General features: G+C 70.3%; 1 protein-coding gene. It reads left to right on the plus strand.

Going from position 1 to position 26,841, the window contains the following annotated elements; translation table 11 throughout:
* Positions 1–26,838, plus strand: coding sequence for a non-ribosomal peptide synthase/polyketide synthase (locus C8K38_RS08620; RefSeq protein ID WP_257017318.1), 26,838 nt, complete (start codon positions 1–3; stop codon positions 26,836–26,838).
* The last annotated feature ends 3 nt before the right edge of the window (positions 26,839–26,841 follow it).

Raw genomic sequence — 26,841 nt, forward strand, 5'->3', positions numbered from 1 at the left:
GTGGCTACCAACATTCCAGCCGGAGCGTTCCCCCTCTCCGCGGCGCAACGTGCCATGTGGTTCGCCCAGCAGCTCACCCCGACGGTCCCGATCACCATCGCCCAGTACATCGAGTTGCACGGGGATCTCGATTTCGAGGTGCTGCACCAGGCGGCGAAGACGGCGGCACACGAGTTCCAGTCGCCCTATCTCCGGGTGATCGAGGTCGACGGTGAACCGTTCCAGCTCGTCGACGAATCGATCGGCCTACCGCTCGGCTTCGTGGACTTCCGGGGTGAGGACGATCCGGCCGCGGCGGCCGTGGAGTGGATGCACCGGGACTATGCGACCCCGGTGAACCTCTCGACCGACCGCCTGTTCGACATCACCGTCCTGCAGGTCGGCGACCGGGACTACCTCTGGTACAGCCGAATTCACCACGTCGCCCTCGACGGCTACGGCGGCGCGACCGTGATGAACCGGATCGCCGCGCTGTACACCGCCGCGGTGGAGGGCGGGGACGCCGGTCCGGCCAAATGCTCTCCGCTGACGGATCTGTACGAGCTCGACGTGAAGTACCGCACCTCCAGCCGGTTCGAGTCGGACCGCAAGTTCTGGGCCGATCGGATCCGTGGAATCGAGGAGGGCTCGAGCCTGGTGGCGGAGGTCGCGCCCGCCGCCGCCCGTAGCCGGCTCGCGAGCGCGCCGCTGACCGAGGACGCTGTCCTGCTGCTCGAGGACTCCGACCTCCGGCGCGGCGCGACGTCGGCGGCCGTGGTGATCGCGGGATTCGCCTGCTATCTGTCCCAGATGACCGGTACCGAGGATGTCCTGGTCAACATCCCCGTCTCGGCGCGGACCACCTCGGTTCTGCACCGATCCGGCGGGATGCTCGTCAACGTGGTGCCGCTGCGGCTGAGCGTGCGGCCAGGCGACACCGTCGCCGAGCTGGTGCAGCGGGTCAACCTCGAGTTGATGGGTGCGCTGCGGCATCAGCGCTGCAGCCTCGAGGACATCCGCAGGGACGCCGGGCGCAGCGGGGAACGCTCCCTGCACGCGCCGATGGTCAACGTGATGCTGTTCAGCCAACAGGTCACGCTCGGCTCCGTCGTCGGCGAGAACCGCATCATGACCTCGGGCCCGGTCGACGACCTGCTGGTCAACATCTATCAGAGCGGCAGCCCGCCGAGCACCGTCATCGACTTCCGGGGCAACCCGAACCTCTACGAGGACGACGACCTGCGATCGCGGCACCACGCCTTCGTCGAGATGCTGGAGGGGTTCGTCGCTGCCGATCCCGACACCAGGCTGATGGAGATCCACGCGCGCAGCTTCCGGATGGCCGGGCGCAAGCACAAAGCCGCGTCGTTGCTGGCGCACTGGTCGCGAGTCCTCTCGGGGATGCCCGAGGTGCTGACGCTGCCCGCGGATCGACCCCGCCCGATCGTGCTGTCGGACCGACGCCATCGTGTGGAGTTCGACATCGGCGCCGATCTCCAGGAGCGGTTGATCTCGCTGACCCGGGACAGGAGTTCGAGTGTGTTCTCCGCGGTGCACGCGGCGCTGGGGGTGCTGCTGAGCAGGCTCGGCGACACCGACGACGTGGCCATCGGCACCCCGGTCACGGTTCGCGCCGCGACCGTGGACGGCACCGTCGAGTCCTCCGACAACACAGTGGTCCTGCGCACGCGGGTCGACGGCGGCGACTCGTTCGGCAAACTCCTGCACGAGGCGTGCCTCGGCGAGCTCAGCGCCTTCAACCACGCCGAGCAGTCCTTCGAGCGTCTCGTCGAGACGGTGTGTCCGGTCCGCTCGACAGCCTATGCGCCCCTGGTCCAGGTGTTGCTCGAGGTACGCAATGCGCGGCGACCACACCTCGAACTGCCTGGGCTCACAGTCGAATACGCCGAGGCCGACGGCGTCGCGGGCGAGGTGGATCTGTGCCTGACCATCGCCGAGCGGCACGACGCGGACGGCGCCCTTGCCGGCATGTCGGCCGCGTTCACCTACGCCACCGACCTGTTCGATCCGGACACCGTCGAGCGTTTCGCGACCCGGTTCGTCCGGATACTCGATGCCGCGACCGCGGATCCGTCGATCGCGGTGGGCGACATCGAACTACTCGACGCCGACGAACGCGACGCCCTGGCGCCGGTGTTCGGGGGGCCGGAGGTGCCGCCGCGGACATTGCCGGAGCTGTTCGCCGACGCCGCGCACATCGACCCCGATTCGGCGGCGCTCGTGTTCCAGGACGTGAGCCTGACGTATCGCGAACTCGACGAGCGCTCGAATCGGCTCGCGCGGATGTTGATCGATCGGGGAGCGGGCCCGGAATCGATAGTGGCGCTGGGCATGGCCCGGTCCGTCGAGTCCGTGCTGTCGGTGTGGGCGGTGGCCAAGGCAGGCGCCGCCTTCGTGCCGGTCGACCCGAACTATCCGGCGGAGCGCATCGAGCACATGCTCACCGATTCCGGTGCCGCGCTCGGCCTGACCGTCGACGAACGCAGGAATCGACTTCCCGACGCGGTGCCGTGGCTGGTCCTCGACGCACCCGACCTGGAGGCGGCACTCGAGCGCTACTCCCCGGCGCAGGTCACGGACGAGGACCGCCGTGCCCCGCTGCTGCTCACGCACCCGGCCTACCTGATCTACACCTCCGGCTCGACGGGTGTGCCCAAGGGCGTGGTGCTGAGCCACCGCGGCCTCGCCAGCCTCGCCGCCGAGGAGCGTGACCGGTTCGCCGTGACCCCGGCGTCGCGAACCCTGCATTTCTCGTCGCCGAGTTTCGACGCGTCTGTCCTCGAACTGCTGATGGCCTTCGGTGCGGGCGCGACGATGGTGGTCGCCCCGCCGACCGTGTACGGCGGCGCGGAACTGGCCGAACTACTCGGGCGCCGCCGGGTCACCCATGCCTTCGTCACCCCGGCTGCGCTGGCCTCCGTGGACCCCGCCGGCCTCGATGACATCGAGTGCCTCGTCACCGGCGGCGACACCTGCCCGCCGGAACTGGTGCAGCAGTGGGCGCCCGGCCATCGGATGTTCAACGCGTACGGCCCGACCGAGACGACGATCGTCTCGTCGATCAGCCACCGGATGACCCCCGGTGAACAGGTCACCATCGGCAGGCCGCCGCTCGGGTGCGGTGAGGTGGTGCTCGACGGCAGGCTGCACCCGGTGCCCGCGGGGGTGCCCGGTGAGCTCTATGTCACCGGCACCGGTCTCGCCCGTGGCTATCACCGGCGGCCGGTCCCCACTGCGGACCGCTTCGTGGCCAGCCCGTTCGGTGGGCCCGGCACCCGGATGTACCGGACGGGAGATCTCGCGCGCTGGACGAGAACCGAGGACGGGTACGGCTACACCCTCGAGTACCTCGGACGCAGCGACTTCCAGGTGAAGATCAGGGGCTTCCGGATCGAGCTCGGCGAGATCGACGCCACCCTCACCACACACCCCGACGTCAGCTTCGCCGCCACCGTCGGCCACCCCGGCCCGTTCGGGGACACCGTGCTGGTGTCGTACGTGCACCCGACCAACGACGCCGCGATCGCCGCCGCAGAGCTGACCGCGCACCTGGCCGCCCGGCTGCCGGGGCACATGGTGCCGTCCAGCATCGTCCTGCTCGACGAGATCCCGATGACTCCCGCGGGGAAGTTCGACAGGAAGGCGCTGCCCGCACCGGACTTCGTCACCTCGACCGCCGAGTTCCGAGCACCGGAAACCCACAGCGAAGAGGCAGTCGCCGGGGTCTTCGCGACGGTCCTCAGCGTCGAGCGGATCAGCACAAGGGACAGCTTCTTCGACCTCGGCGGCAACTCGCTGATCGCGACCCGGGTCGTCGCGCGCATCAACGCCGTCCTCGACAGCGACATCGGGGTGCTGGATCTGTTCGAGGCGCCGACGGTCGAGACGCTCGCCGCGCGGATCGATTCGATCGGTCGCCGGGACTCGGACCGGCCCGTGCTGGCAGCGGGGGAGCGGCCGGACCGTATCCCGGTCTCCCTTGCGCAGCAACGGATGTGGTTCATCAACCGGTTCGACCCGTCCTCGGCGGCGTACAACATCCCGATCGCTGTGCGCCTCGCGGGCGAACTGGACCCCGACGCGTTGGCCAGGGCGCTGGCAGATGTCGTCGAACGGCACGAGTCGCTGCGCACCGTGTTCCCCGACTCTCCCGACGGCCCCTTCCAGCTGATCCGGCCCGCCGCCGAGGTGGTGCCGGATCTCACGCCCGTGCCCGTGTCCGAGAGCGGACTGCGCGACATGGTCACCGGGCTGGCGTCGACCGGCTTCGATGTCACCACCGAGTTCCCGGTGCGGACCGAGCTGCTCCGCCTCGGACCGACCGAGCACGTGTTGGTCCTGGTCGTCCACCACATCGCCGCCGACGGCTACTCCATGGCACCGCTCGCGCGGGACGTGATGGCCGCGTACAACTCCCGCAGGCTCGGCAGCGAGCCGGACTGGGCTCCGCTCGAGGTGCAGTACGCCGACTACTCCCTGTGGCAGCGCGAGCTGCTCGGTGACGAACACGACCCCGACAGCCTGATCTCTCGCCAGTTCGACTACTGGACGACCGCGCTGTCGGGCGCCCCCGACGTGCTCGAGCTGCCGACGGATCGTCCCCGCCCCCCTGAGCAGTCGTTCCGGGGCGCGATCGAGGAGTTCACGATCTCCGCCGAACTGCACAACAAGCTGATCTCGCGGGCCGGGCAGATGGATTCGAGCCTGTTCATGGTGCTGCACTCCGCCTTGGCGGTCCTGCTGGCGCGGCTGAGCGGGTCTTCCGACATCTCCATCGGGACGCCGATCGCGGGCAGGGGCGAGGCCGCGCTCGACGACCTGGTCGGCATGTTCGTCAACACCCTGGTGCTCCGCACACCCGTCGAAGCCGGGGTGACGTTCTCGGAGCTGGTCAGGCAGACCCGCACGGTGGACCTGAACGCGTTCGGCCACACCGACGTCCCGTTCGAGCGGGTCGTGGAGGTGCTCAACCCGACGCGGTCCACCGCATACTCCCCGCTGTTCCAGGTGCTGCTGGTGCTCCAGAACACCGGCCACACGCGACTCGAACTGCCCGACCTGATCGTGGACGTCGAGGCGCTGGACAACGGGACCGCCAAGTTCGACCTGCAGCTCACCCTGACCGAGACCTATGACGGCCAGGGCGCGCCGGGCCGGATCCATGCTGCGTTCTCCTATGCCACCGACCTGTTCGACGCGCCGAGCGTCCGCCGGTTCGCGCAGCGTTTCGTCCGGGTGCTCGAATCGGTCACCGAGGACGTCGCGGTGACGGTCGGTGATGTCGACCTCCTCGCCGGGAGCGAGCGCTCGCAGGTGCTGACCGACTGGAACGCCACCGAGCAGGAGTTGCCCGCGACCACCCTCGGCGACCTCTTCGACGCGCAGGTCGCGCGCACGCCCGACGCGGTCGCCGTCGTGTTCGGCGAGGACCGGCTGACCTACGCCGAGCTCGACGCTGCGGCCAATCGCCTGGCCCGTCACCTGATCTCGCTCGGGGTCGGACCGGAGTCGACCGTCGGCCTCGCCATGCGCCGCTCCCTGGAGCTCGTGGTCGGCATGTATGCGGTGGTCAAGGCGGGCGGCGCCTACGTGCCGATCGATCCGGACCATCCGGCGGACCGGACCGCATATGTGCTGGGCAGCGCCCAGCCGGTGTGCGTGCTCACCACCCACGCCGATCGCGGCGCACTCCCGGAGTCATTGCAGGCGTTGGAGATCGACGGGCTCGACCTCGGCGCGCAGGACCCGTCGCCGATCGTGGACGCCGACCGGCTCGGCTGCCTGCGCCCCGACGACGTCGCGTACGTGATCTACACCTCGGGCTCGACCGGCAGGCCGAAGGGCGTCGCGGTCACGCACGCCGGGATCGCCAACAGGTTGTCGTGGATGCAGCACCGGTACCCCCTCACCTCCGAGGACGTGGTGGTGCAGAAGACCCCGGCCACCTTCGACGTCTCGGTGTGGGAGTTCTTCTGGCCGCTGCAGACCGGTGCCCGGCTGGTGGTCGCCGCCCCGGACGGTCACCGGGATCCGGACTACCTGTCGCGGCTGATCGAGAGCGAGCGGGTCACCACGATCCACTTCGTGCCCTCGATGCTGTCGACCTTCACCGCGGGCGCGCATCCGGCCCGATGCCGGTCGCTACGCCGGGTGTTCTGCAGCGGCGAGGCGCTCGCGCCGTCGGCGGCCGAGGCGTTCCGTGAGTTCAGCGTCGCGGAACTGCACAACCTGTACGGGCCGACCGAGGCCTCGGTCGACGTGACGCACTGGGCGTGCAGCGCCGCGGACGAGGTGGTCGTGCCCATCGGCGCGCCCGTGTGGAACACCCGGGTGTACGTGCTCGACGGCCGGTTGAACCCGGTCCCGGTCGGTGTCGCGGGCGAGCTGTATCTGAGCGGTGTCCAGCTGGCACGCGGCTACGTCGGTCGCGCGGACCTCACCGCGGACCGCTTCGTGGCGGATCCCTTCGCGCCGGGTGAGCGGATGTACCGCACCGGTGACCTGGTGCGGTGGAACGAGACCGGGAACATCGAGTACATCGGCCGCACCGACTTCCAGGTCAAGCTGCGGGGACTGCGCATCGAGCTGTCCGAGATCGAGCTGGCATTGCTCGAACACCCGGCGGTGGTGCAGGCGGCGGTGACGATGCACAGCGACGCGCTCACGGGCGACTCGCTGATCGGCTACCTGGTCGTCGAGCGCGGCTTGGAGATCGACACCGACGATGTGCTCGAACGCGTTGCCTCGCGGCTGCCCGGCTACATGGTTCCCGCGCAGCTGATGGTGCTGGAGGAGTTCCCCCTCGGTTCGACCGGCAAGCTCAACCGTTCCGCGCTGCCGGAACCGGTGTTCGCGGCCAAGACCTCCGAGTTCGTGGCGCCACGGAACCCGATCGAGGAGATCATCGCGTCGATCTTCGCGGACCTGCTGGGCCTCGGCCGTATCGGCGTGTACGACAACTTCTTCGACCTCGGTGGGAACTCGCTGGTGGCAACCAGGCTGGTGGCCCGGGTGAACGCGGCGGTCGACACCCGGATCGGGGTGCGCGAGCTCTTCGACTCCCCGACGGTGGCCGCGCTCGCCGTGTGCGCCGAGACCGAGAGTTCACGGGCGGTTCCGCGCCCCGCGTTGCAGGCGGCCGCTCGTCCGCCGCGGGTGCCCGTCTCGCTCGCGCAGCGACGGATGTGGTTCATGAACCAGTTCGACACGTCCTCCGCCGCCTACAACGTGGCACTGCCGGTCCGGCTCTCCGGTGCGCTCGACGCGGATGCCATGGCCAAGGCGATCCTCGACGTCGTCGACCGGCACGAGGCACTGCGCACGATGTTCCCGCTCGTCGACGGGGAACCGATCCAGGTGATCGTCGACGCCGACGACGTGGTGGGGGACCTGTCACCGATCGCGGTGTCACCGGATGCGATGCCAGGAGAACTCGCCCGGTTCGTCGCCGCCGGCTTCGACGTGACCGCCTCGGCTCCGTTGCGGGCGGCGCTGTTCGAACTGAACGAGACCGAGCACATCCTGGTCGTCGTCGTGCACCACATCTCGGCCGACGGCTTCTCACTGGTCCCGCTCGCTCGGGATGTCATGGCGGCGTACAGCTCCCGGATGGCGGGCGAGTCCCCGCAGTGGGCACCGCTGCCGGTGCAGTATGCCGACTACGCGCTCTGGCAGCGCGAGATGCTGGGCTCCGAGGAGGACCCCGAGTCCCTGATCGCGCGGCAGCTGAACTACTGGACGCGGACGCTGTCCGGCCTGCCCGAGGTGCTGGCCTTGCCGGTCGACCGGCAACGGCCCGCGGAGCGCTCGTTGCGCGGCGACCGGGTGGAGTTCTCGATCGACGCCGATACCCATCGCAGGCTCGTCGCGACCGCGAGGGAGCGCAGCTCGAGCGTGTTCATGGCGATGCACGCCGTCCTGGCGGTGCTGCTGAGCAGGCTGGCGGACACCGACGATGTCGCGGTCGGCACGCCGATCGCCGGCCGCGGCGAGGCCGCGCTCGACGACCTCGTCGGCATGTTCGTCAACACCCTCGTCCTGCGCACCCGCGTCGATCGCTCGACCAGTTTCGCCGAGTTGCTCGATTCCGTGCGCGAGACGGATCTCGGCGCGTTCGGTCACGCCGACCTCCCGTTCGAGCGCCTGGTGGACGTCCTCGCCCCGCAACGGTCGACCGCACACTCCCCGTTGTTCCAGGTGATGCTCGAGTTCAAGAACACCGAACGGGCGCGGCTGGAGCTACCCGGGCTCGTCATCGAACCCGTCGAACTCGATTCCGTCACAGCGAACTTCGATCTGCAGCTGACCCTCGACGAGCGCTACGACAGGGACGGCGCCCCCGTGGGGGTGGCGGCCGCGTTCACCTTCGCCACCGACCTCTTCGACGCGGCGACGATCGACGGCCTCGCCGCGCGGTTCGTCCGGGTCCTCGAGGCCGCGACCGCGGATCCGTCGATCGCGGTGGGGGACATCGAGCTGCTCGATCCGAGCGAGCGCCGGTCGCTGACGCCGGTCACCGGACCCGCAGGGGCGGCGCCGTGCACCCTGCCCCACTTGCTCTCGGACGCCGCCGCGATCGATCCCGATGCCGTCGCGGTGATCTGCGAGGGCGACAGCCTGACGTACCGCGAGCTGGACGAACGCTCGAACCGGTTGGCGCGCGTGCTCATCGGCCTGGACGTCGGCCCGGAATCTATCGTGGCGCTCGGAATGGCGCGGTCGATCGAGTCGGTGCTGTCGGTGTGGGCCGTGGCGAAAGCGGGGGCCGCCTATGTGCCGGTGGATCCGAGCTATCCGGCCGAGCGCATCGAGCACATGCTGACCGATTCCGGGGCCGCGCTGGGTCTCACGGTCTCGCGGTCGCGTACGCACCTGCCGGACACGACGCAGTGGCTGGTCCTCGACGACCCGGGATTCGGCGCCGAGATCGACGGGCAGCCGGGAACGGCGGTCACCGACACCGACCGGCATGCGCCGCTGCTGCTCGGGCACCCCGCCTACCTGATCTACACCTCCGGTTCGACCGGTGTCCCCAAGGGCGTGGTGCTCACGCACCGCGGCCTCGCGAACTTCGCGGCCGACGAACGCACCAGGTTCGGCGTCGGCCCGGCCGCGCGGGCACTGCACTTCTCGTCGCCGAGCTTCGACGCGTCCGTGCTGGAATTGCTGCTGGCCTTCGGCGCGGGTGCCACGATGGTGATCGCACCGCCCACCATCTACGGCGGCGCGGAGCTGGCCGAACTGCTCGCCCGCGAGCGGGTCACCCACGCCTTCGTCACCCCCGCCGCGCTGGCGTCCGTCGACCCGGCCGGGCTCGATGCCCTCGAGTGCGTGGTGACCGGCGGCGACACCTGCCCGCCGGAACTGGTGCGCCAGTGGGCCGCTGTGACGATGTTCAACGCCTACGGTCCGACCGAGGCCACCGTCGTCGCCGCCGTCAGCGATCCGATGGTCCCTGGCACGGCGGTCGCGATCGGGCGGCCCCCGGTCGGGTGCGGCGTCGCGGTCCTCGACGAGCGCCTGCACCCGGTTCCTGTGGGTGTCGCGGGTGAGCTCTACGTCATGGGACCCGGGCTCGCCCGCGGATACCACCGCAGGGCGAGGGCGACCGCGGACCGGTTCCTGGCGAATCCCTTCGGCGACCCCGGATCCCGGATGTACCGCACCGGAGACGTGGTGCGCTGGCGACCCGACGGCCAATTGGCCTACCTGGGTCGCAGCGACTTCCAGGTGAAGGTCCGCGGGTTCCGGATCGAACTCGGCGAGGTCGAATCCGCCTTGCGGGGCTGCGTCGGGGTTGCCGACGCGGTGGCCACCGTCTCCGGCGACGGTCGCGGCGTAGGGCGACTGGTCGGTTACGTGGTGCCCGAGGAGGGCGCCGAGCTCGCTGCCACGGAGATCCTGGCCTCGGTCGGGGAGGTGCTGGCGCCGCACATGGTGCCCGCCGCGCTGGTGGTGCTGGACGAGCTTCCTCTGACGCCCGCGGGCAAGATCGATCGGAAGGCGCTGCCCGCGCCCGACTTCGGCGCCCGCACCACCGAGAGCCGGGCTCCGGTCACCGAGACCGAACGCCTGCTGGCCGAGCTGTTCGCCGAGGTGCTCGGGGTGGAGTCGATCGGTGTCGACGATTCCTTCTTCGCCCTTGGTGGCGACAGCATCATGTCGATCCAGCTGGTCTCGCGGGCCAAGACGGCCGGGATGTTCCTGTCGCCGCGGGATGTCTTCGAGCACAAGACCGTCGCCGCGCTCGCCGAGGTGGCCGTGGTCGGCGAGACCGCCGAGGTGCCCACGCTCGACGAGCTCCCCGGCGGCGGGGTGGGCGAGGTCCCGCTCACGCCGATCGTGCGTTGGCTGCTCGACCGCGGGGGTGACTTCGACCGCTACTCCCAGTCCGTGCTGCTCACACTTCCGCCCGGCATGGACCGCGACGTGCTCGAACGCGCGTTGCAGGCGGTGCTGGACCGCCACGACATGCTCCGTTCCCGACTGCACGGCGGGCCGGGAGGCTGGGGGCTCGAGGTACTGCCGACCGCATCGGTGTCGGCGGAGACGGTGCTGCGCCGGATCCCGGTCGACGCGGTCACCGGCCCGGAGTTCACGGCCGTGGTGGCCGACACACTCGCGCAGACACAGGGCCGACTCGACCCGTCCGCAGCGAACATGGTGCAGGCGGTCTGGTTCGAGACCCCCGCCGGGGTCGGACGACTGCTCGTGGTCGCGCATCACCTCGTGGTGGACGGGGTGTCCTGGCGGGTCCTGATACCCGACCTCGCGACCGCATGGGCACAGCTGGAGGCGGGCGAGCGGCCGGACCTCGCCGCCGTCGGTACCTCGATGCGCCGCTGGGCGCACGCGCTGGTCGACGCCGCGCGCGACCGTTCCGATGAGCTGGACACCTGGACCCGGATGCTCGCCGAGCCGGACCCGCTGCTCGGGTCGCGGCCGCTCGATCCGGCCGTCGACATCAATGCCACGGTGGCCAGGGTCGAGATCGAGCTCCCGCCCGCGGTGACCGAGGCGGTGCTGACCGCGCTGCCCTCGGCGTTCCACGGCAGCGTGAACGACGGCCTGCTCACCGCACTGGCTCTGGCGTTGACCCGGTGGCGTGAGAACAGCGGCGTGCGCGCGAACGGCGCGCTCGTCACCCTCGAGGGCCACGGTCGTGAGGCGCAGGTGGTCCCGGGCGCAGACCTGACCCGCACGGTTGGCTGGTTCACCGCGGTGTTCCCGGTGCGCCTCGACCTGTCCGGCATCGACCTCGACGACGCGTTCGCAGGCGGACCGGCGGCCGGTGCGGCGATCAAGTCCGTGAAGGAGCAACTGCTGGCGATCCCGGACCACGGCATCGGGTACGGGATGCTGCGCCATCTCGACCACGGCGCCTCCTCGGTGCTCGGCGAGCTGGCCACACCCCAGATCAGCTTCAACTACCTCGGCCGGTTCGCCACGGCCACATCCGATCACGGTGACACCGGCTGGCTTCCGGTCGAGGACGCGGGGGACCTCGGCGGCGTCACGGATCCTCGGCTGCCCGTCGCGGCGGCCGTCGATGTCAACGCGGTCACCGCGACGACCGCCGCAGGCCCCCAGCTGCGGGCCACCTGGGCGTTCCCCATCGGAGTCCTCGCCGAGGACGAGGTCGAGGAGCTCGCCGAGCTGTGGGTCACGGCGCTCACGGCGCTCGCCGGGTATGCCCAATCCCCTGGAGCGGGTGGCTTGACGCCCTCGGACCTCGGATTGGTGTCGCTGGACCAGGCTGCGATCGACCGGCTCGAGATCCGGTACCCGGACCTGACCGACGTGTGGACGATGGCGCCGCTGCAGAAGGGTCTGCTGTTCCACGCGCTGCTGTCGGATCGGTCGGTGGACGCCTACCTCGTCCAGCTCGGACTGGAGCTGGACGGCGTCGTCGACGCGGAGCGGATGCGGCGTGCCGCGCAGGCACTGCTGGATCGGCACCCCAATCTGCGTGCCGCCTTCCACCAGGACGGCGACGCCGAGCCCGTGCAGCTGATCGCCGAGCACGTGGAGGTGCCGTGGGTCGAACTGGACCTGTCCGAGGAGGTTCCTGCGGTGCTCGAGGCACGGCTCGCGACGATCCTCGCGGCGGACCGCGCCACCAGCTTCGACATGGCGACGCCGCCGCTGATGCGGTTCATGCTGATCAAGACGGCACCGCACCGGCACCGGATCTATATGACCAACCATCACATCCTGCTCGACGGCTGGTCGACACCGTTGCTGCTCAAGGAGCTGCTCGTCCTCTATGCCACCGATGGCGATGCCGGCGTGCTCCCGCGGGTGGCGCCTTACCGGAACTATCTGGAATGGCTTGCGCGCCAAGATGTCGCGGAGTCGACGGACGCGTGGGTACGCGCGTTCGCGGACGTCGAGGACCCGACGCTGCTCGTCCCCGCGGAGCCGGGACGCGAGGTGAGCACCATCCCGGGGGAGGCGTACGCCTCGGTCAGCGAGGAGCAGACCGATGCGCTGCGTGAGGTGGCCCGGACGCATGGGGTCACGCTGAACACCATGGTGCAGGCGGCATGGGGGATCGTGCTCGGGATGCTGACCGGTCGGGACGACGTGGTGTTCGGGGCAACCGTCTCCGGCAGGCCGCCGCAGATCGCGGGCGTCGAGACGATGGTCGGATTGTTCATCAACACGCTGCCGGTTCGAATCACCCTGGACCCCAACGAGACTCTCGGTGAGTTGTTGAGCCGCGTCCAGACCGAACAGGCCGCCCTGCTCGACCACCACCACCTCGGCCTGCCGGTGATCGCCCAGGCTGTCGGATCCGGGCTCGGCTTCGACACCCTCACCGTGTTCGAGTCGTATCCCGTCGACCGGGCCGGGCTGTCCCAGGTCACTGACATCGCCGGGATGCGGATCGCGGATGTGATCGAAGGTGGCGACGCGACGCACTACCCGCTGACCGTCATCGCCTCCGCCGACGCGGAACTGCGGCTGCGGCTCACCTACCTGCCGGACCTGCTCGATCGAGCAGGGGTGGAATCCATCGCCGACCGGGTGGTCCGGGTACTGGCGGCGGTTGCCGCCGATCCCGGCACGGCGCTGGCCGCGCTGGACCTGCTCAGCACCGCCGAGCGTGATCGGCTCGCGCCCGTGTACGGGCCGAGGGGGCTGTCCATCCGGCTGCTGCCGCAGTTGCTCGCCGACGCGGCGGCCCGCCGGGCCGACGCGATCGCGGTGATCTGCGCCCACGACTCGGTGACCTACCATGAACTCGACGAACGCTCGAATCGGATGGCCCGCGTCCTGATCGAACGCGGAGCGTGTGCCGAGACCTTTGTGGCCGTGGCGATCTCCCGATCGATCGAGTCCGTGCTCGCCGTGTGGGCGGTGGCCAAGAGCGGTGCGGCCTTCGTGCCGGTCGACCCGAACTACCCGTCGGAGCGCATCGTGCACATGCTCACCGACGCTGGCGTGACCGAGGGGCTGACGGTCACGACCGAACGCGACTCGCTGCCCGGCCGGGTTGACTGGATGGCGATCGACGATCCCGATCTCGAGCGCGACTGTGCGCGCATGTCCTCCGCCCCCGTCACCGACGCCGACCGTCGCACCGCGCTTCGCTTCGACCACCCGGCCTACCTGATCTACACCTCGGGATCGACGGGCATGCCGAAGGGCGTCGTGGTCACGCATCGGGGGCTGGACAACTTCGCCGCCGAGGAGCGGGCCCGCTGCCGAACCGAGGCGACCTCACGGGTGCTGCACTTCTCCTCGCCCAGCTTCGACGCCTCGGTCCTCGAGTACCTGCTGGTGTTCGGGCCGGGCGCGACGATGGTGATCGCGCCGCCGACCGTCTACGGCGGCGCCGAACTCGCGGAACTGCTGCGCGCCCAGCGGGTCACGCACGGCTTCCTCACCCCGTCCGCCCTTGCCTCCATCGAACCCGACGGCCTCGACGAGTTCACCTCCGTGATCGTCGGCGGCGAGGCCGTCCCGCGCGAGCTGGTCGGCGAGTGGGCGACACCTACGCGACGGCTGTTCAACGCGTACGGCCCCACCGAGGCCACCGTCGCGACGAACATGAGCGACGCGATGTCGGCGGGGGAGCCCGTCACCATCGGTGGCCCGATCCGTGGCGTCGCCGAGGTCGTCCTCGACTCCCGGCTGCAGCCGGTTCCGGTGGGTGTGCCGGGCGAGTTGTACGTCGCCGGAGCAGGTCTGGCCAGGGGCTATCACCGCCGCGGGCCGCTGACCGCCGCGCGGTTCGTCGCGAGCCCGCACGGTGAGCCCGGTTCGCGGATGTACCGAACCGGCGACCTGGCCCGGTGGACGGATGACGGCAGACTCGAGTACCTGGGGCGCGCCGACTCCCAGGTGAAGGTCCGCGGATTCCGGATCGAGCTCGGCGAGATCGACGCCGTACTCACCGATCACCCGGAGGTCGACTTCGCGACGACGGTCGGTCACACCGGTCCGTCCGGGGACACCAGGCTGGTTGCCTACGTGCTGCCCGCCCCGGACGCGGCCGCCGCGAACGGATCAGCCGCCGATCTCGCCGCCCGGCTCACCGCACATGCCGCCACCCGGCTGCCCGGACACATGGTGCCGTCCTCGATCGTGATGATCGAGGAGATCCCCCTGACCCCGGTCGGCAAACTCGATCGAAAGGCGCTGCCCGCACCGGAGTACGTGCTGTCCACCGCGGAGTTCCGGGCGCCGGCGACCCCGGCGGAGGAAGCCATCGCGGACGTGTTCGTCGCGGTCCTCGGCGCCGATCGGATCGGCGTCGACGACGACTTCTTCGATCTCGGCGGCAATTCGCTGACCGCCACCCGCGTCATCGCCCGGGTCAACGAGGCGCTCGGCTCGGACATCGGCGTGCGCGTGCTGTTCGAGGCGCCCACCGTGCACCGCCTGGCGACCGCCATCGAGCACCACACCGCCGACCGGCGGGACCGCCCCGTGCTGCGTCCGGTCCCTCGCCCCGACCGCATCCCGCTCTCGCTGGCGCAGCAGCGGATGTGGTTCATCAACCAGTTCGACACCGCCTCGTCGGCGTACAACATCCCGCTTGCCATCCGGCTCACCGGCCGCCTGGACCTGGTCGCTCTGCGCGCCGCGATCCGCGACGTGCTGACCAGGCACGAATCGCTCCGCACCGAGTTCCCGACCATCGACGGGCAGCCGGTCCAGCGGATCGTGGACGCCGCGCAGGCCGGGCCGGATCTTGTTCCTGTGGAGGTGGCCGAGGCGGACCTGGCCGACCGGATCGCGTCCTTCGTCTCGGCCGGATTCGATGTCACGCGTGAGGTCCCGTTACGCGCGGGCCTTTTCGAACTCGGCGAGAACGATCACGTCCTCACGGTCGTGGTGCACCACATCGCCGCGGACGGCTTCTCGATGGCGCCGTTGGCCCGCGACGTCATGACCGCGTACAGCTCCCGGGTGGAGGGGCGGGAGCCCGAGTGGGCCCCGCTGGCCGTGCAGTACGCCGACTTCACGCTCTGGCAGCACGAGCTGCTCGGATCGGAGGACGACCCCGACTCGGTGATCTCCCAGCAGCTGGCGTACTGGACGTCCAACCTCACCGGGCTGCCCGATCTGCTGCAGCTCCCGGCGGACCGCCCGCGCCCGCTCGCCCGGTCCTTCCGTGGCGAGGTGGTCGACTTCGAGATCGGCCCGCGCATCCACCGGGAGCTGGCGGCGATTGCCCGGCAGCACAACTCGACACTGTTCATGGTGGCGCACGCCGCCCTCGCGGTGCTGCTCGCCCGCCTGTCCGGGACCGCCGACATCGCCATCGGCACCCCCGTCGCCGGACGTGGCGAGGCGGAGCTCGACGACATGGTCGGGATGTTCGTCAACACCCTCGTCCTGCGCAGCGACGCCCCGGCCACGGCGACCTTCACCGACCTGCTGACCCAGGTCCGCGAGACCGACCTGGCGGCGTTCGGGAACGCGGACCTGCCGTTCGAGCGACTGGTCGACGTGCTGGCGCCGGAACGCTCCACCGCGCACTCTCCGCTGTTCCAGGTGCTGATCGAGTACCAGAACAACCTGTCCGCCCACCTCGAGCTGCCCGGACTCGCCGTCGACGCGGTCGACCACGACCTGGGCGTGTCGAAGTTCGACCTGCAGCTCACCCTCGGCGAACGACACGACGACCACGGCGAGCCCGCGGGCATGAGCGCCGGGTTCACCTTCGCCACCGACCTTTTCGACCGGGAAACCGCCGCGACCTTCGCCGAACGGTACCTACGCATCCTCGAAGCGGTCACGGCCGACCCGGACCGCACCATCGGCGACATCGACATCGTGGACCCCGCCGAGCGGGACCGGATGCTCGCAGGCGAGGAGGGCGTCGCCGTCCCCTCTGTCACGCTCGCGGACCTGTTCGCGCGCAGCGCCGCGGAGCATCCAGGAGCCGTCGCGGTCACCTACGAGAACACCTCCCTGACCTACGCGGAGCTCGACGACCGCGCCAACCGCCTGGCGCGGCACCTGATCTCGCTCGGGGTGGGACCGGAGGACCTGGTGGCCGTGGCGATGCCGCGCTCCGCCGAGCTGGTCGTCGCGCTCCTCGCGGTGATCAAGGCGGGCGGTGGCTACCTGCCGGTGGACGTGACCTATCCAGCGGAACGGCTGGCGTTCATGCTCGAGGACTCGCGGCCCGTGTGCGTCCTGACCACGGTGGACGACGCCGAGTCGGTACCCGGGTCGGCGATCCCGACCGTCCGGCTCGACGCGCCGGAGATCGTCAGCCGGCTCGACGCCCTGCCCTCCGCGCCGATCACCGACGCGGATCGCCGCGAGGTGCTGGAACCGGCGTCGTTGGCGTACGTGATCTACACCTCGGGGTCGACCGGGCGACCGAAGGGCGTGGTCGTCTCGCATCGGAACGTGGCGACGCTGATGGCCAACACCGAGGGCATGTTCGGATTCGACCACACGGACGTGTGGACGATGTTCCACTCCTACGCCTTCGATTTCTCGGTGTGGGAGCTGTGGGGCCCGCTCGTGTACGGAGGCACGCTGGTGGTCGTCGACTACTTCACCGCCCGCGCGCCGGAGATGTTCCTGGAGCTGTTGCGGCGAGAGCGGGTGACGGTGCTCAATCAGACGCCGACCGCGTTCTACCAGCTGGCCGAGGCCGACCGGGTGGCGGCGGAGCGCGGCGACCCGGCCGGGCTCAGCCTGCGGTACGTGATCTTCGGCGGCGAGGCGCTCGACCTCGGTCAGCTCGGCCGTTGGTACGCCAGGCACAGCGACCGGGCCCCCGCGCTTGTCAACATGTACGGCATCACCGAGACCACGGTGCACGTCAGCCACATTCCCCTGGACCGGGAGTTCGCGGCCCAGGCGTCCGCGTCCGTCATCGGCCGGGGTCTGCCCGGGCTCCGGGTGTACGTGCTCGACGAGCGACTGCACCCGGTTCCTCCCGGCGTCTCGGGCGAGATGTACGTTTCGGGTGCCCAGGCCGCCCGCGGCTACCTCGGCCGGACCGGGCTCAGCTCCGGCCGTTTCGTGGCCGACCCGTTCCGCGGCGACGGCGCGCGGATGTACCGATCCGGGGACGTGGCCAGGTGGAACACCGATGGCGAGCTGGAATACCTGGGCCGCAGCGACTTCCAGGTGAAGATCCGCGGGTTCCGGATCGAGCTCGGCGAGATCGAATCTGCGCTGCTGCGCTGCCCTGGCGTCGCGCAGACCGTGGTGCTGGCCCGCGACGACGGCAGCGGTGGAGTCCGCCTCGTCGGGTACCTCGTGCCGGAGGCGGGCACGGTTCTCGACGTCGGCGCCGTCTCCGATTTCGCGGCGGAGGTGCTCTCCGCGCACATGGTGCCCGCCGCGCTGGTGGTCCTCGACGAGTTGCCGTTGACCGCGAACGGCAAGCTGGACCGGAAGGCGCTGCCCGCGCCGGACTTCGGGGCACGGGTGACGGCGAGCCGGGCACCGGTCAGCGAGGCGGAACGGGTGCTGGCCGAGCTGTTCGCGGAGGCGCTCGGGCTCGAGTCGGTCGGTGTCGAGGACTCGTTCTTCGCGCTCGGCGGCGACAGCATCATGTCGATCCAGCTGGTGGCCAGGGCGAAGTCCGCAGGGGTCGTCATCACGCCCCGAGATGTCTTCGAGCGCAAGACGGTCGCCGCGCTCGCCGAGGTGGCCCGCGTCGCGGAGGCCGCCGGGGCCGAGGTGCTGGAGGAACTCCCCGACGGCGGCGTCGGAACGGTTCCGCTCACACCGATCGTGCGCTGGATGCTCGAACGCGGCGGTGAGTTCCACCGCTACGCGCAGGCGGCGGTGCTGGCCCTGCCACCCGACATCGACGAGGTCTCGTTGCGGTGCACCGTGCAGGCCGTCGTAGACCACCACGACGCGCTGCGCGCGCGGTTGCGGTCGGATCGGGGCGACTGGTTCCTTGAGGTGCAGCCCATCGGCTCGGAGCACGGGGACCGGATGCTCCGCCGGGTCGCCGTGCCGTCGGTGGTGGGAGAGGGGTTCACCGCGATCGCCGCCGCCGAACTGGACGCGGCGGCCGACCGGCTGGACCCCGCGGCCGGGATCATGCTGCAGGCAGTCTGGTTCGACCCGCCCGAGGGGCAGGGCCGGCTGCTGGTGCTCGCGCACCACGTCGCGATCGACGGGGTGTCCTGGCGCATCCTGGTACCGGATCTGGCCGCCGCTTGGGCGCAGATCGCCTCCGGCGCCGAGCCCGTGCTCGCGCCGGTCGGGACATCCCTGCGCCGGTGGGCCCACGGACTGACCGAGGTGGTGCACCGCGAGGAGCGCATCGCGGAGCTGGACCTGTGGCGGGAGATGCTGGCGGCCGAGGACCCGGTGCTCGGCAGCAGGCCGCGGGACCGCGCCCTCGATCTCAACGCGACTGTGCAGAAAGTTCAGGTCTCGGTGCCGACCGACGTGACCGACGCGGTCCTGACCTCGTTGCCGCAGGCGTTCCACGGCAGCGTCAACGACGCCCTGCTCGCCGCGCTGGCGATGGCGATCACCCGGTGGCGGCGCGAGCGGGGAGTGTGGGCCGACAGTGCGCTGGTCAACCTCGAGGGTCACGGTCGCGAGGAGCAGGTCGTTCCCGGCGCCGACCTCGCCAGGACCCTCGGTTGGTTCACCACGATATTCCCTGTCCGCCTGGATCTCTCGGGCATCGACCTCGACGACGCCTTCGCGGGCGGGCCCGCAGCGGGCGCAGCCGTGAAGGCGGTCAAGGAGCAGCTGCTGGCGATCCCGGACCACGGCATCGGTTTCGGCATGCTGCGGTATCTCGACGACGCGTCGGCGGCCGTGCTCCGCGAGTTGCCGGTGCCACAGGTCAGCTTCAACTACCTGGGCCGGTTCGCGACGGCCACGGCGGGCGGTTCCGGTGAGGCGGCATGGCTGCCGGTCGACTACGCGGGGCTCGGCGACCCCCACAACCCGGAGATGCCGGTCGCGGCGGTACTGGACATCAACGCCATGACCAGGACCACCGAGAACGGTCCGCAGCTGCGGGCGACGTGGTCGTTCCCCGGCGGCGTGCTCACCGTGGCCGAGGTGGAGGATGTCGCGGAGCTGTGGATCCGCGCGCTCCGAGCCCTGGCGACACACGCCGCGGGCCCCCGTGCGGGCGGGCTGACCTCCTCGGACCTGGACCTCGTGGATCTCGACCAGTCCGCGATCGATCGCCTCGAGAGCCGGTACCCCGACCTGGCCGATGTCTGGTCGATGTCGCCGCTCCAATCCGGAATGCTGTTCCACGCCTTGCTGTCCGACGACAGCGTCGACTCCTATCTGGTCCAGCTCGGGCTGGAACTGCGCGGTGCCGTCGACCCACAGCGGATGCGACGGGCCGGGCAGGCGCTGCTGGACCGGCACGCGAACCTGCGGGCGGCCTTCGTCCAGGACGAGGAGGGCCGATCGGTACAGGTCATCCAGGACCGGGTGACACTGCCGTGGACCGAGGTCGACCTCTCGGCCCTGGATCCGGTGGTGCGCGAGGCAGAGCTGACGGCACGACTCGCCGCGGACCGGGTCACCAGCTTCGACATGGCACGGGCGCCACTGCTGCGGTTCACGATGATCAGGACGGCGCCGGAGCACTACCGCCTGGTGATGACCAACCACCATGTACTGCTCGACGGCTGGTCCACCCCGCTGCTGCTGCGCGAACTACTGGTCCTCTACGCGACGGACGGCGACCAGGAGGTCCTGCCGCGTGTCCGCTCGTACCGCGACTACCTGGAATGGCTGTCGGAGCGCGATGCCGCCGAGTCCACCGCGGCATGGACGACCGCCCTGACGGGGGTCACCGATCCGACCCTGATCGTCCCCGCCGATCCGGGCCGGGAGGTGTCCACGGTCTCGAACGAGGTGGAGCTCTCGCTCACCGAGCAGCAGACCGATCGTCTGCGGTCGGTGGCCCGCGAGCGCGGATTGACCCTCAACACCGTCGTGCAGGCCGTGTGGGCCATCGTGCTCGGCACCATGACCGGCCGCGACGATATCGTCTTCGGCGCAACGGTGTCCGGCCGCCCGCCGCAGATCTCCGGGATCGAATCGATGATCGGACTGTTCATCAACACGATCCCGGTGCGGGTCCGGCTGCTGCCGAGGGAGACCCTCGGCGAACTGCTGGACCGGGTCCAGACCGAACAGGCCGCCGTGCTCGATCACCACTACATGGGCCTGCCCGAGATCAAGCGCGCGGTCGGGGAGGGGCTCGGTTTCGACACGCTCGCCGTGTTCGAGTCTTACCCCGTGGACCGCTCGGGACTGTCCGAGGAGACGGACATCGCGGGCATGCGGGTGGTCGACGTGGAGGGATCCGACTCCGCGCATTACCCGCTGTGCCTCGTCGCGTCCGTGGACTCGCGCATGCACCTCAAGCTCGAGTACCTCCCAGATCTGTTCGACCGCGACAGCGTCGAGTCAATCGCGCGGCGGGTGGTGCGCGTGCTCGACCTCCTGGACCTCGACCAGCCGGTGGCCCGGATACAGGTGCTCGACGAGCGCGAGCGCCGCGAGTTGGCGCCGGTGCGTGGGCACCCCGGCGGGTCGATCCGCACGCTGCCGCAGATCTTCTCGGACGCCGCGGCGAGGGACCCCGAGGCGATCGCACTGAGCTTCCAGGGCCGGGACGTCAGCTACCGCGAACTCGACGAGCGCTCGAACCGGATCGCCCGCCTGCTGATCGCACGGGGCGCCGGGCCGGAGACCTTTGTCGCGCTGGGCATCCCACGATCGGTGGAATCGGTACTCGGGGTCTGGGCGGTCGCCAAGACCGGGGCCGCCTTCGTGCCGGTCGACCCGAACTACCCGGCCGAGCGGATCGAGCACATGCTCACCGACGCAGGCGCCACCCTCGGTCTGACGACGGCGGCCGAGCGGGATCGACTTCCCGCAGCTGCGCACTGGATCGCGCTCGACGACCCCGCGTTCGAGTCGGACTGTGCCGAAACCTCCTGCACGGACCTGACCGACGCGGACCGGACGTCGCCGATCACCCTGGACTGCGCCGCGTACATCGTCTACACCTCGGGGTCGACCGGCGTGCCGAAGGGCGTCGTCGTCACCCACCGCGGGCTCGACAACTTCGCGGCCATGCAGACCGAGCGGTTCCACGCCACGCCCGCGTCGCGGACCCTGCACTTCTCCTCGCCGAGTTTCGACGGGTCGATCTATGAATATCTGCAGGCCTGCGGAGCGGGCGCGACCATGGTGGTGGTTCCCCCGACTGTCTACGGCGGCATCGAGCTGACCCGGCTGCTGGCGGCGGAACGGGTCACGCACGGGTTCATCACCACCGCGGCGTTCTCCACCATGGATCCCGCCGGGCTCGACGACTTCCAGTTCGTGGTCTTCGGCGGCGAGGCCTGCCCGCCGGACCTGGTGGCCAGGTGGGCGCCGGGGCGCCGGCTGTTCAACGCCTACGGCCCGACCGAGACCACCGTCATGTCGAACATCAGCGTGGCGATGACCCCGGGGGAGCCGATCACCATCGGCGGGCCGCTCCGCGGCGTCGCGGAGCTGGTACTGGACTCCAGGCTTCAACCGGTGCCGGTCGGCGTCGCGGGCGAGCTGTACCTCGCCGGTGTCGGGCTGGCGCGCGGCTACCACCGGCGGGCGGCGCTGACCGCGGGCCGCTTCGTGGCCAACCCGTTCGAGCCGGGCGCCCGGATGTACCGGACCGGGGACATCGTCCGGTGGACGAGGGACACCGAGAGTGGCGACCTGGCGATCGAGTACGTGGGCCGCAGCGACTTCCAGGTCAAGGTCCGCGGGTTCCGCGTCGAGCTCGGCGAGATCGACACGGCGCTCACCGATCATCCCGACGTCGCCTTCGCCGCGACTCTCGGGCACACCGGACGATCGGGCGACACCGTGCTGGTCTCGTACGTGCTGCCCGCCGGTGGCGCGCCGGTGGCGACCCGCGAACTCACCGAGCACCTCGCGAGTCGGCTGCCCGCGCACATGGTGCCATCGGCGATCACCGTGCTCGACGAGATCCCGTTGAACCCGGTCGGCAAGCTCGACCGAAAGGCATTGCCGGAACCCGACTTCGTCTTCGCCACCACCGAGTTCCGCGCCCCGACGACGCCGATCGAGGAGACCGTCGCGGACGTCTTCACCGCCGTCATCGGATGCGATCGCGCGGGCCTCGACGACAACTTCTTCGATCTGGGTGGCAACTCGCTGACCGCCACCCGGGTGATGGCCCGCCTGAACGCGGCGCTGCAGACCGAGATCGGCGTGCGCGCGCTGTTCGAGGCCCCCACGGTGTGGGAGCTGGCCAACCGTGTCGAGCGACACGCGGGGGTCGGCACCGCCAGGCCCGCGTTGTCCGCGGGCCCGCGCCCCGCGGACATCCCGCTCTCCCTTGCCCAGCAGCGGATGTGGTTCATCAACCAGTTCGACCCGTCCTCGGCCGCGTACAACATCCCGCTCGCGGTCCGCCTCTCCGGCGATCTCGACCTGCCTGCGCTGCAGATCGCGCTCGCCGATGTCGTGGCCCGACACGAGTCGTTGCGGACCACCTTCCCGGAGTCGACCGAGGGGCCACGCCAGGTGATCCACCCGGCGACCGGCATCGTGCCCGATCTGACCCCCATCGATCTCGGCGACGAGACCGATCTGCCGGATCGCCTCGGCCGGTTCATGGCGACCGGATTCGACGTGACCACCGCCATCCCGCACCGCATCGCCCTGTTCCGGCTGGCGCCCGACGAGCACGTGCTGGCGATCGTGGTCCACCACATCTGCGCCGACGGGTTCTCGATGGCGCCGCTGGCACGCGACGTCATGACCGCCTACACCTGTCGGATCGACGGCCGCGCGCCGGACTGGGCGCCACTGGAGATCCAGTACGCCGACTACGCGCTCTGGCAGCACGAACTGCTCGGCTCCGCGGACGATCCGGGCAGCCTGGCGTCGCGCCAGCTCGACTTCTGGACCGAGACGCTTGCGGGTCTGCCCGACGTGTTGCAGCTGCCGGCCGATCGGCCCCGACCCGTTCAGCAGTCCTTCCACGGCGATCGTGTCGACTTCACCGTCGAACCCGACCTGCACCGCCGGCTGGTCGCGCTGGCGCGGGAGAACAACACGAGCGTGTTCATGGTCGTCCATGCCGCGCTCGCCGTGCTGCTCAGCAGGCTCGGCGGCACCGAGGACGTCGCGATCGGCACGCCGGTCGCGGGCCGGGGGGAGGAGGAACTCGACGACCTCGTCGGAATGTTCGTCAACACGCTGGTGCTCCGCAGCCGCGTGGACGGGGCCGCGTCGTTCACCGAACTGCTCGCCCGTGCGCGCGAGATCGATCTGGCGGCGTTCGGCAATGCCGACGTCCCGTTCGAGCGGATCGTCGAGGCGCTCAACCCGATCCGATCCACCTCCTATTCGCCGATCTTCCAGGTGTCGCTGGAGTTCCAGAACAACCTCCGTCCCCGCCTGGAACTGCCAGGACTGACCGTGTCCGGCGTCGAACTCGAGGTGAACGTGGCGAAGGAGGACCTGGAACTGCTGCTGTCCGAGGAGCTCGGCACCGACGGCACCCCCGCGGGGATGGCGGCCGGCTTCGACTTCGCGACCGATCTGTTCGACCCCGGCACGGTGCGCGGCTTCGCGGATCGGTTCCTGCGCATCCTCGAGTCCGTCACCGCGGATCCGGCTCGGCCGGTCGGTGACATCGAGATACTCGACGGCAGCGAACGGGCAGACCTGGCACCCGCGATGGGACTGCCGGGCGAGCCGCCGCGGACCTGGCCGGAGTTGCTCGCTGACGCGGTCGCGGCCCGGCCCGACTCGGTGGCGCTGACCTACAGGGGATCCTCGATGACCTACCGCGAGCTGGACGAGCGCTCGAACCGGTTGGCGCGCGCCCTGGTCGACCGGGGTGTCGGACCCGAGTCGGTGGTGGCGCTCGGGCTGCCGAGATCCGTCGAATCGGTGCTCTCGGTGTGGGCCGTGACCAAGGCGGGCGCCGCCTTCGTGCCGGTGGACCCGAACCATCCCGCGATGCGCATCGGCCACATGCTGACCGATTCCGGGGCGCTGCTGGGGCTGACTGCGAGCGGCAGCAGGGCGAACCTGCCGGACCTCGTGCCGTGGCTGGCGCTCGATGCTGCCGAGGTGCAGGCCTGGGTTCATGGCTACTCGGCCGCGCCGCTGACCGACCACGACCGGATCTCCCCGCTGCGGCACGTGCACCCCGCCTACCTGATCTACACCTCCGGCTCGACCGGCGTGCCCAAGGGCGTCGTGGTCACCCACGGCGGGCTGGCGAACCTCGCGAGACAGGAGCGCGAGCTCTTCGAGGTGACGCACGAGTCGCGGGTCTCGCACCTGGCGTCGCCCAGTTTCGATGCGTCGGTGTACGAGTTGTTGATGGCGTTCGGGGCGGCCGCGTGCCTGGTGATCGTCCCGCCCACCGTCTTCGGCGGCGCCGAGCTCGCCGACCTGCTGCGCCAGGAGGGCGTCACCCACGCCCTGGTCACCCCGACGGCGCTCTCGTCGATCGACCACCGCGGACTCGAGGACGTGGAGGTCCTCGTCGTAGCGGGGGAGGCGTGCCCGCCGGAACTCGTCGCGCGCTGGGCGCCGGGACGCCGGATGTACAACGGGTACGGCCCCACCGAGACGACGGTTCAGGCAGCGGTCGGCGGGCCGATGATCTCCGGGAAGCCGGTGGACATCGGTGGGCCCGCAATCGGTTTCGGTGTGGCGGTGCTCGATTCCCGCCTGCGGCCCGTACCGATGGGGGTGTCCGGCGAGCTGTACGTGTTCGGTCCCGCCCTCGCTCGCGGCTACAACGGCAAGGGCGGGCTGACGGCCCAGCGATTCGTGGCCAATCCGTTCCGCGGGGCGAGCGAAGCGACGGGGAATGTCTCAGCGAATGGGTCGAGGATGTACCGGACCGGGGACCTCGTGCGATGGCTGCCCGACCACACCCTCGACTACCTCGGCCGCAGCGACTTCCAGGTCAAGGTGCGCGGGTTCCGGATCGAGCTGGGCGAGATCGACGCCGTGCTGATGGGTCACCAGGGGGTCAGCTTCGCGACCACGATCGGGCACGCCGGACCCACCGGCGACACAGTGTTGGTGTCGTACGTGCTCCCGCACGAGGGCGTCACCCTCGAGCCGGGGGAGGTCAAGGCCCACGCCGCGGCGTTCCTCCCCGGGTACATGGTGCCCTCGTCGATCCGCGTGCTGAGCGAGGTCCCGTTGACACCGGTCGGAAAGCTCGACCGAAATGCGTTGCCCGCGCCCGAATTCGGGGCGCGGGCGGAGGGGTTCCGGGCGCCGGGCAGTCCGCTCGAGGAGGCCGTCGTCGGCGCCTTCGAGGCGATCCTCGGCCTCGAGCGGGTGGGCGTCGACGACAGCTTCTTCGACCTCGGCGGGAACTCGCTGGTCGCCACCCGGGTGATGGCGGAACTGCACGAGCGGCTCGGCAGGCCGATCCCGCTGCAACTGATGTTCTTCGATCCGACACCCGCGGGTCTCGCCCGGCGCATCGCGGACCTGGACGGTGAGGTCACAGGGGTCGGCGCGTCGGGCCTCGAAGAGGCGCTGTCGGTGGTGATCTCCCTGCGCGCGACCGGTAGCAAGGCGCCGCTGTTCTGTGTGCACCCCGGGATCGGTCTGTCCTGGGGCTACGCCGGCCTGGTCGCGCAGCTCACCGCGGATCGGCCCGTCTACGGACTGCAGCTGCCGACCATCAGCGAGGGCGTGCACTTCGATTCGGTGGAGCAGCTCGCGCACCGCTACGTCGAGGAATTGCGCTCGATCCAGCCGCAGGGCCCGTACCACCTGCTGGGCTGGTCACTGGGCGGGTGTGTGGCGCACGCGATGGCGGTCGAACTGCGCGGGGCAGGCAACGAGGTGGCGACCCTGGCCCTCCTGGACAGTTACGCGGTGACCGGGGAGCCCGTCCAGCCGCGGCTGACTGCCGAGGAACTGCTCGCCGGCCTCGGCCTCGAGGCCGAGGACACGGGCAACGGCGGCCTGACCTACGAGCGCGCCGCCGAGCTTCTGAACGATTCGCTGGGCCAGGACATGGGACTGACCGCGGCGCACCTCGAGCGGATCGCCGACGGCTTCGCCGATTCCGCCGAGAACATGTCCCGGTTCAGCCCGGCGCTCTTCGACGGTGACCTGCTGTTCTTCTCCGCGGTGAGGTCGGAGAGCGGGCACTCCGCCCAGGAATGGCGGCAGGCGATCACCGGCGAGCTCCTGGAGATCGAGGTGGACTGCGAACACAACCAGATGATCGAGCCAGAGGCGGTCGCGGTGATCGGTCCGGTGCTGGCGGAGCACCTCGATGCCCCGGGCGGGCGCGGGATGGCCACGGAAAGCTGGATCGCCGCGGAGGGGGACTAGAGC

It is taken from the genome of Rhodococcus sp. OK611 (assembly GCF_003050885.1).
Lineage (GTDB): Bacteria > Actinomycetota > Actinomycetes > Mycobacteriales > Mycobacteriaceae > Rhodococcus_G > Rhodococcus_G oryzae.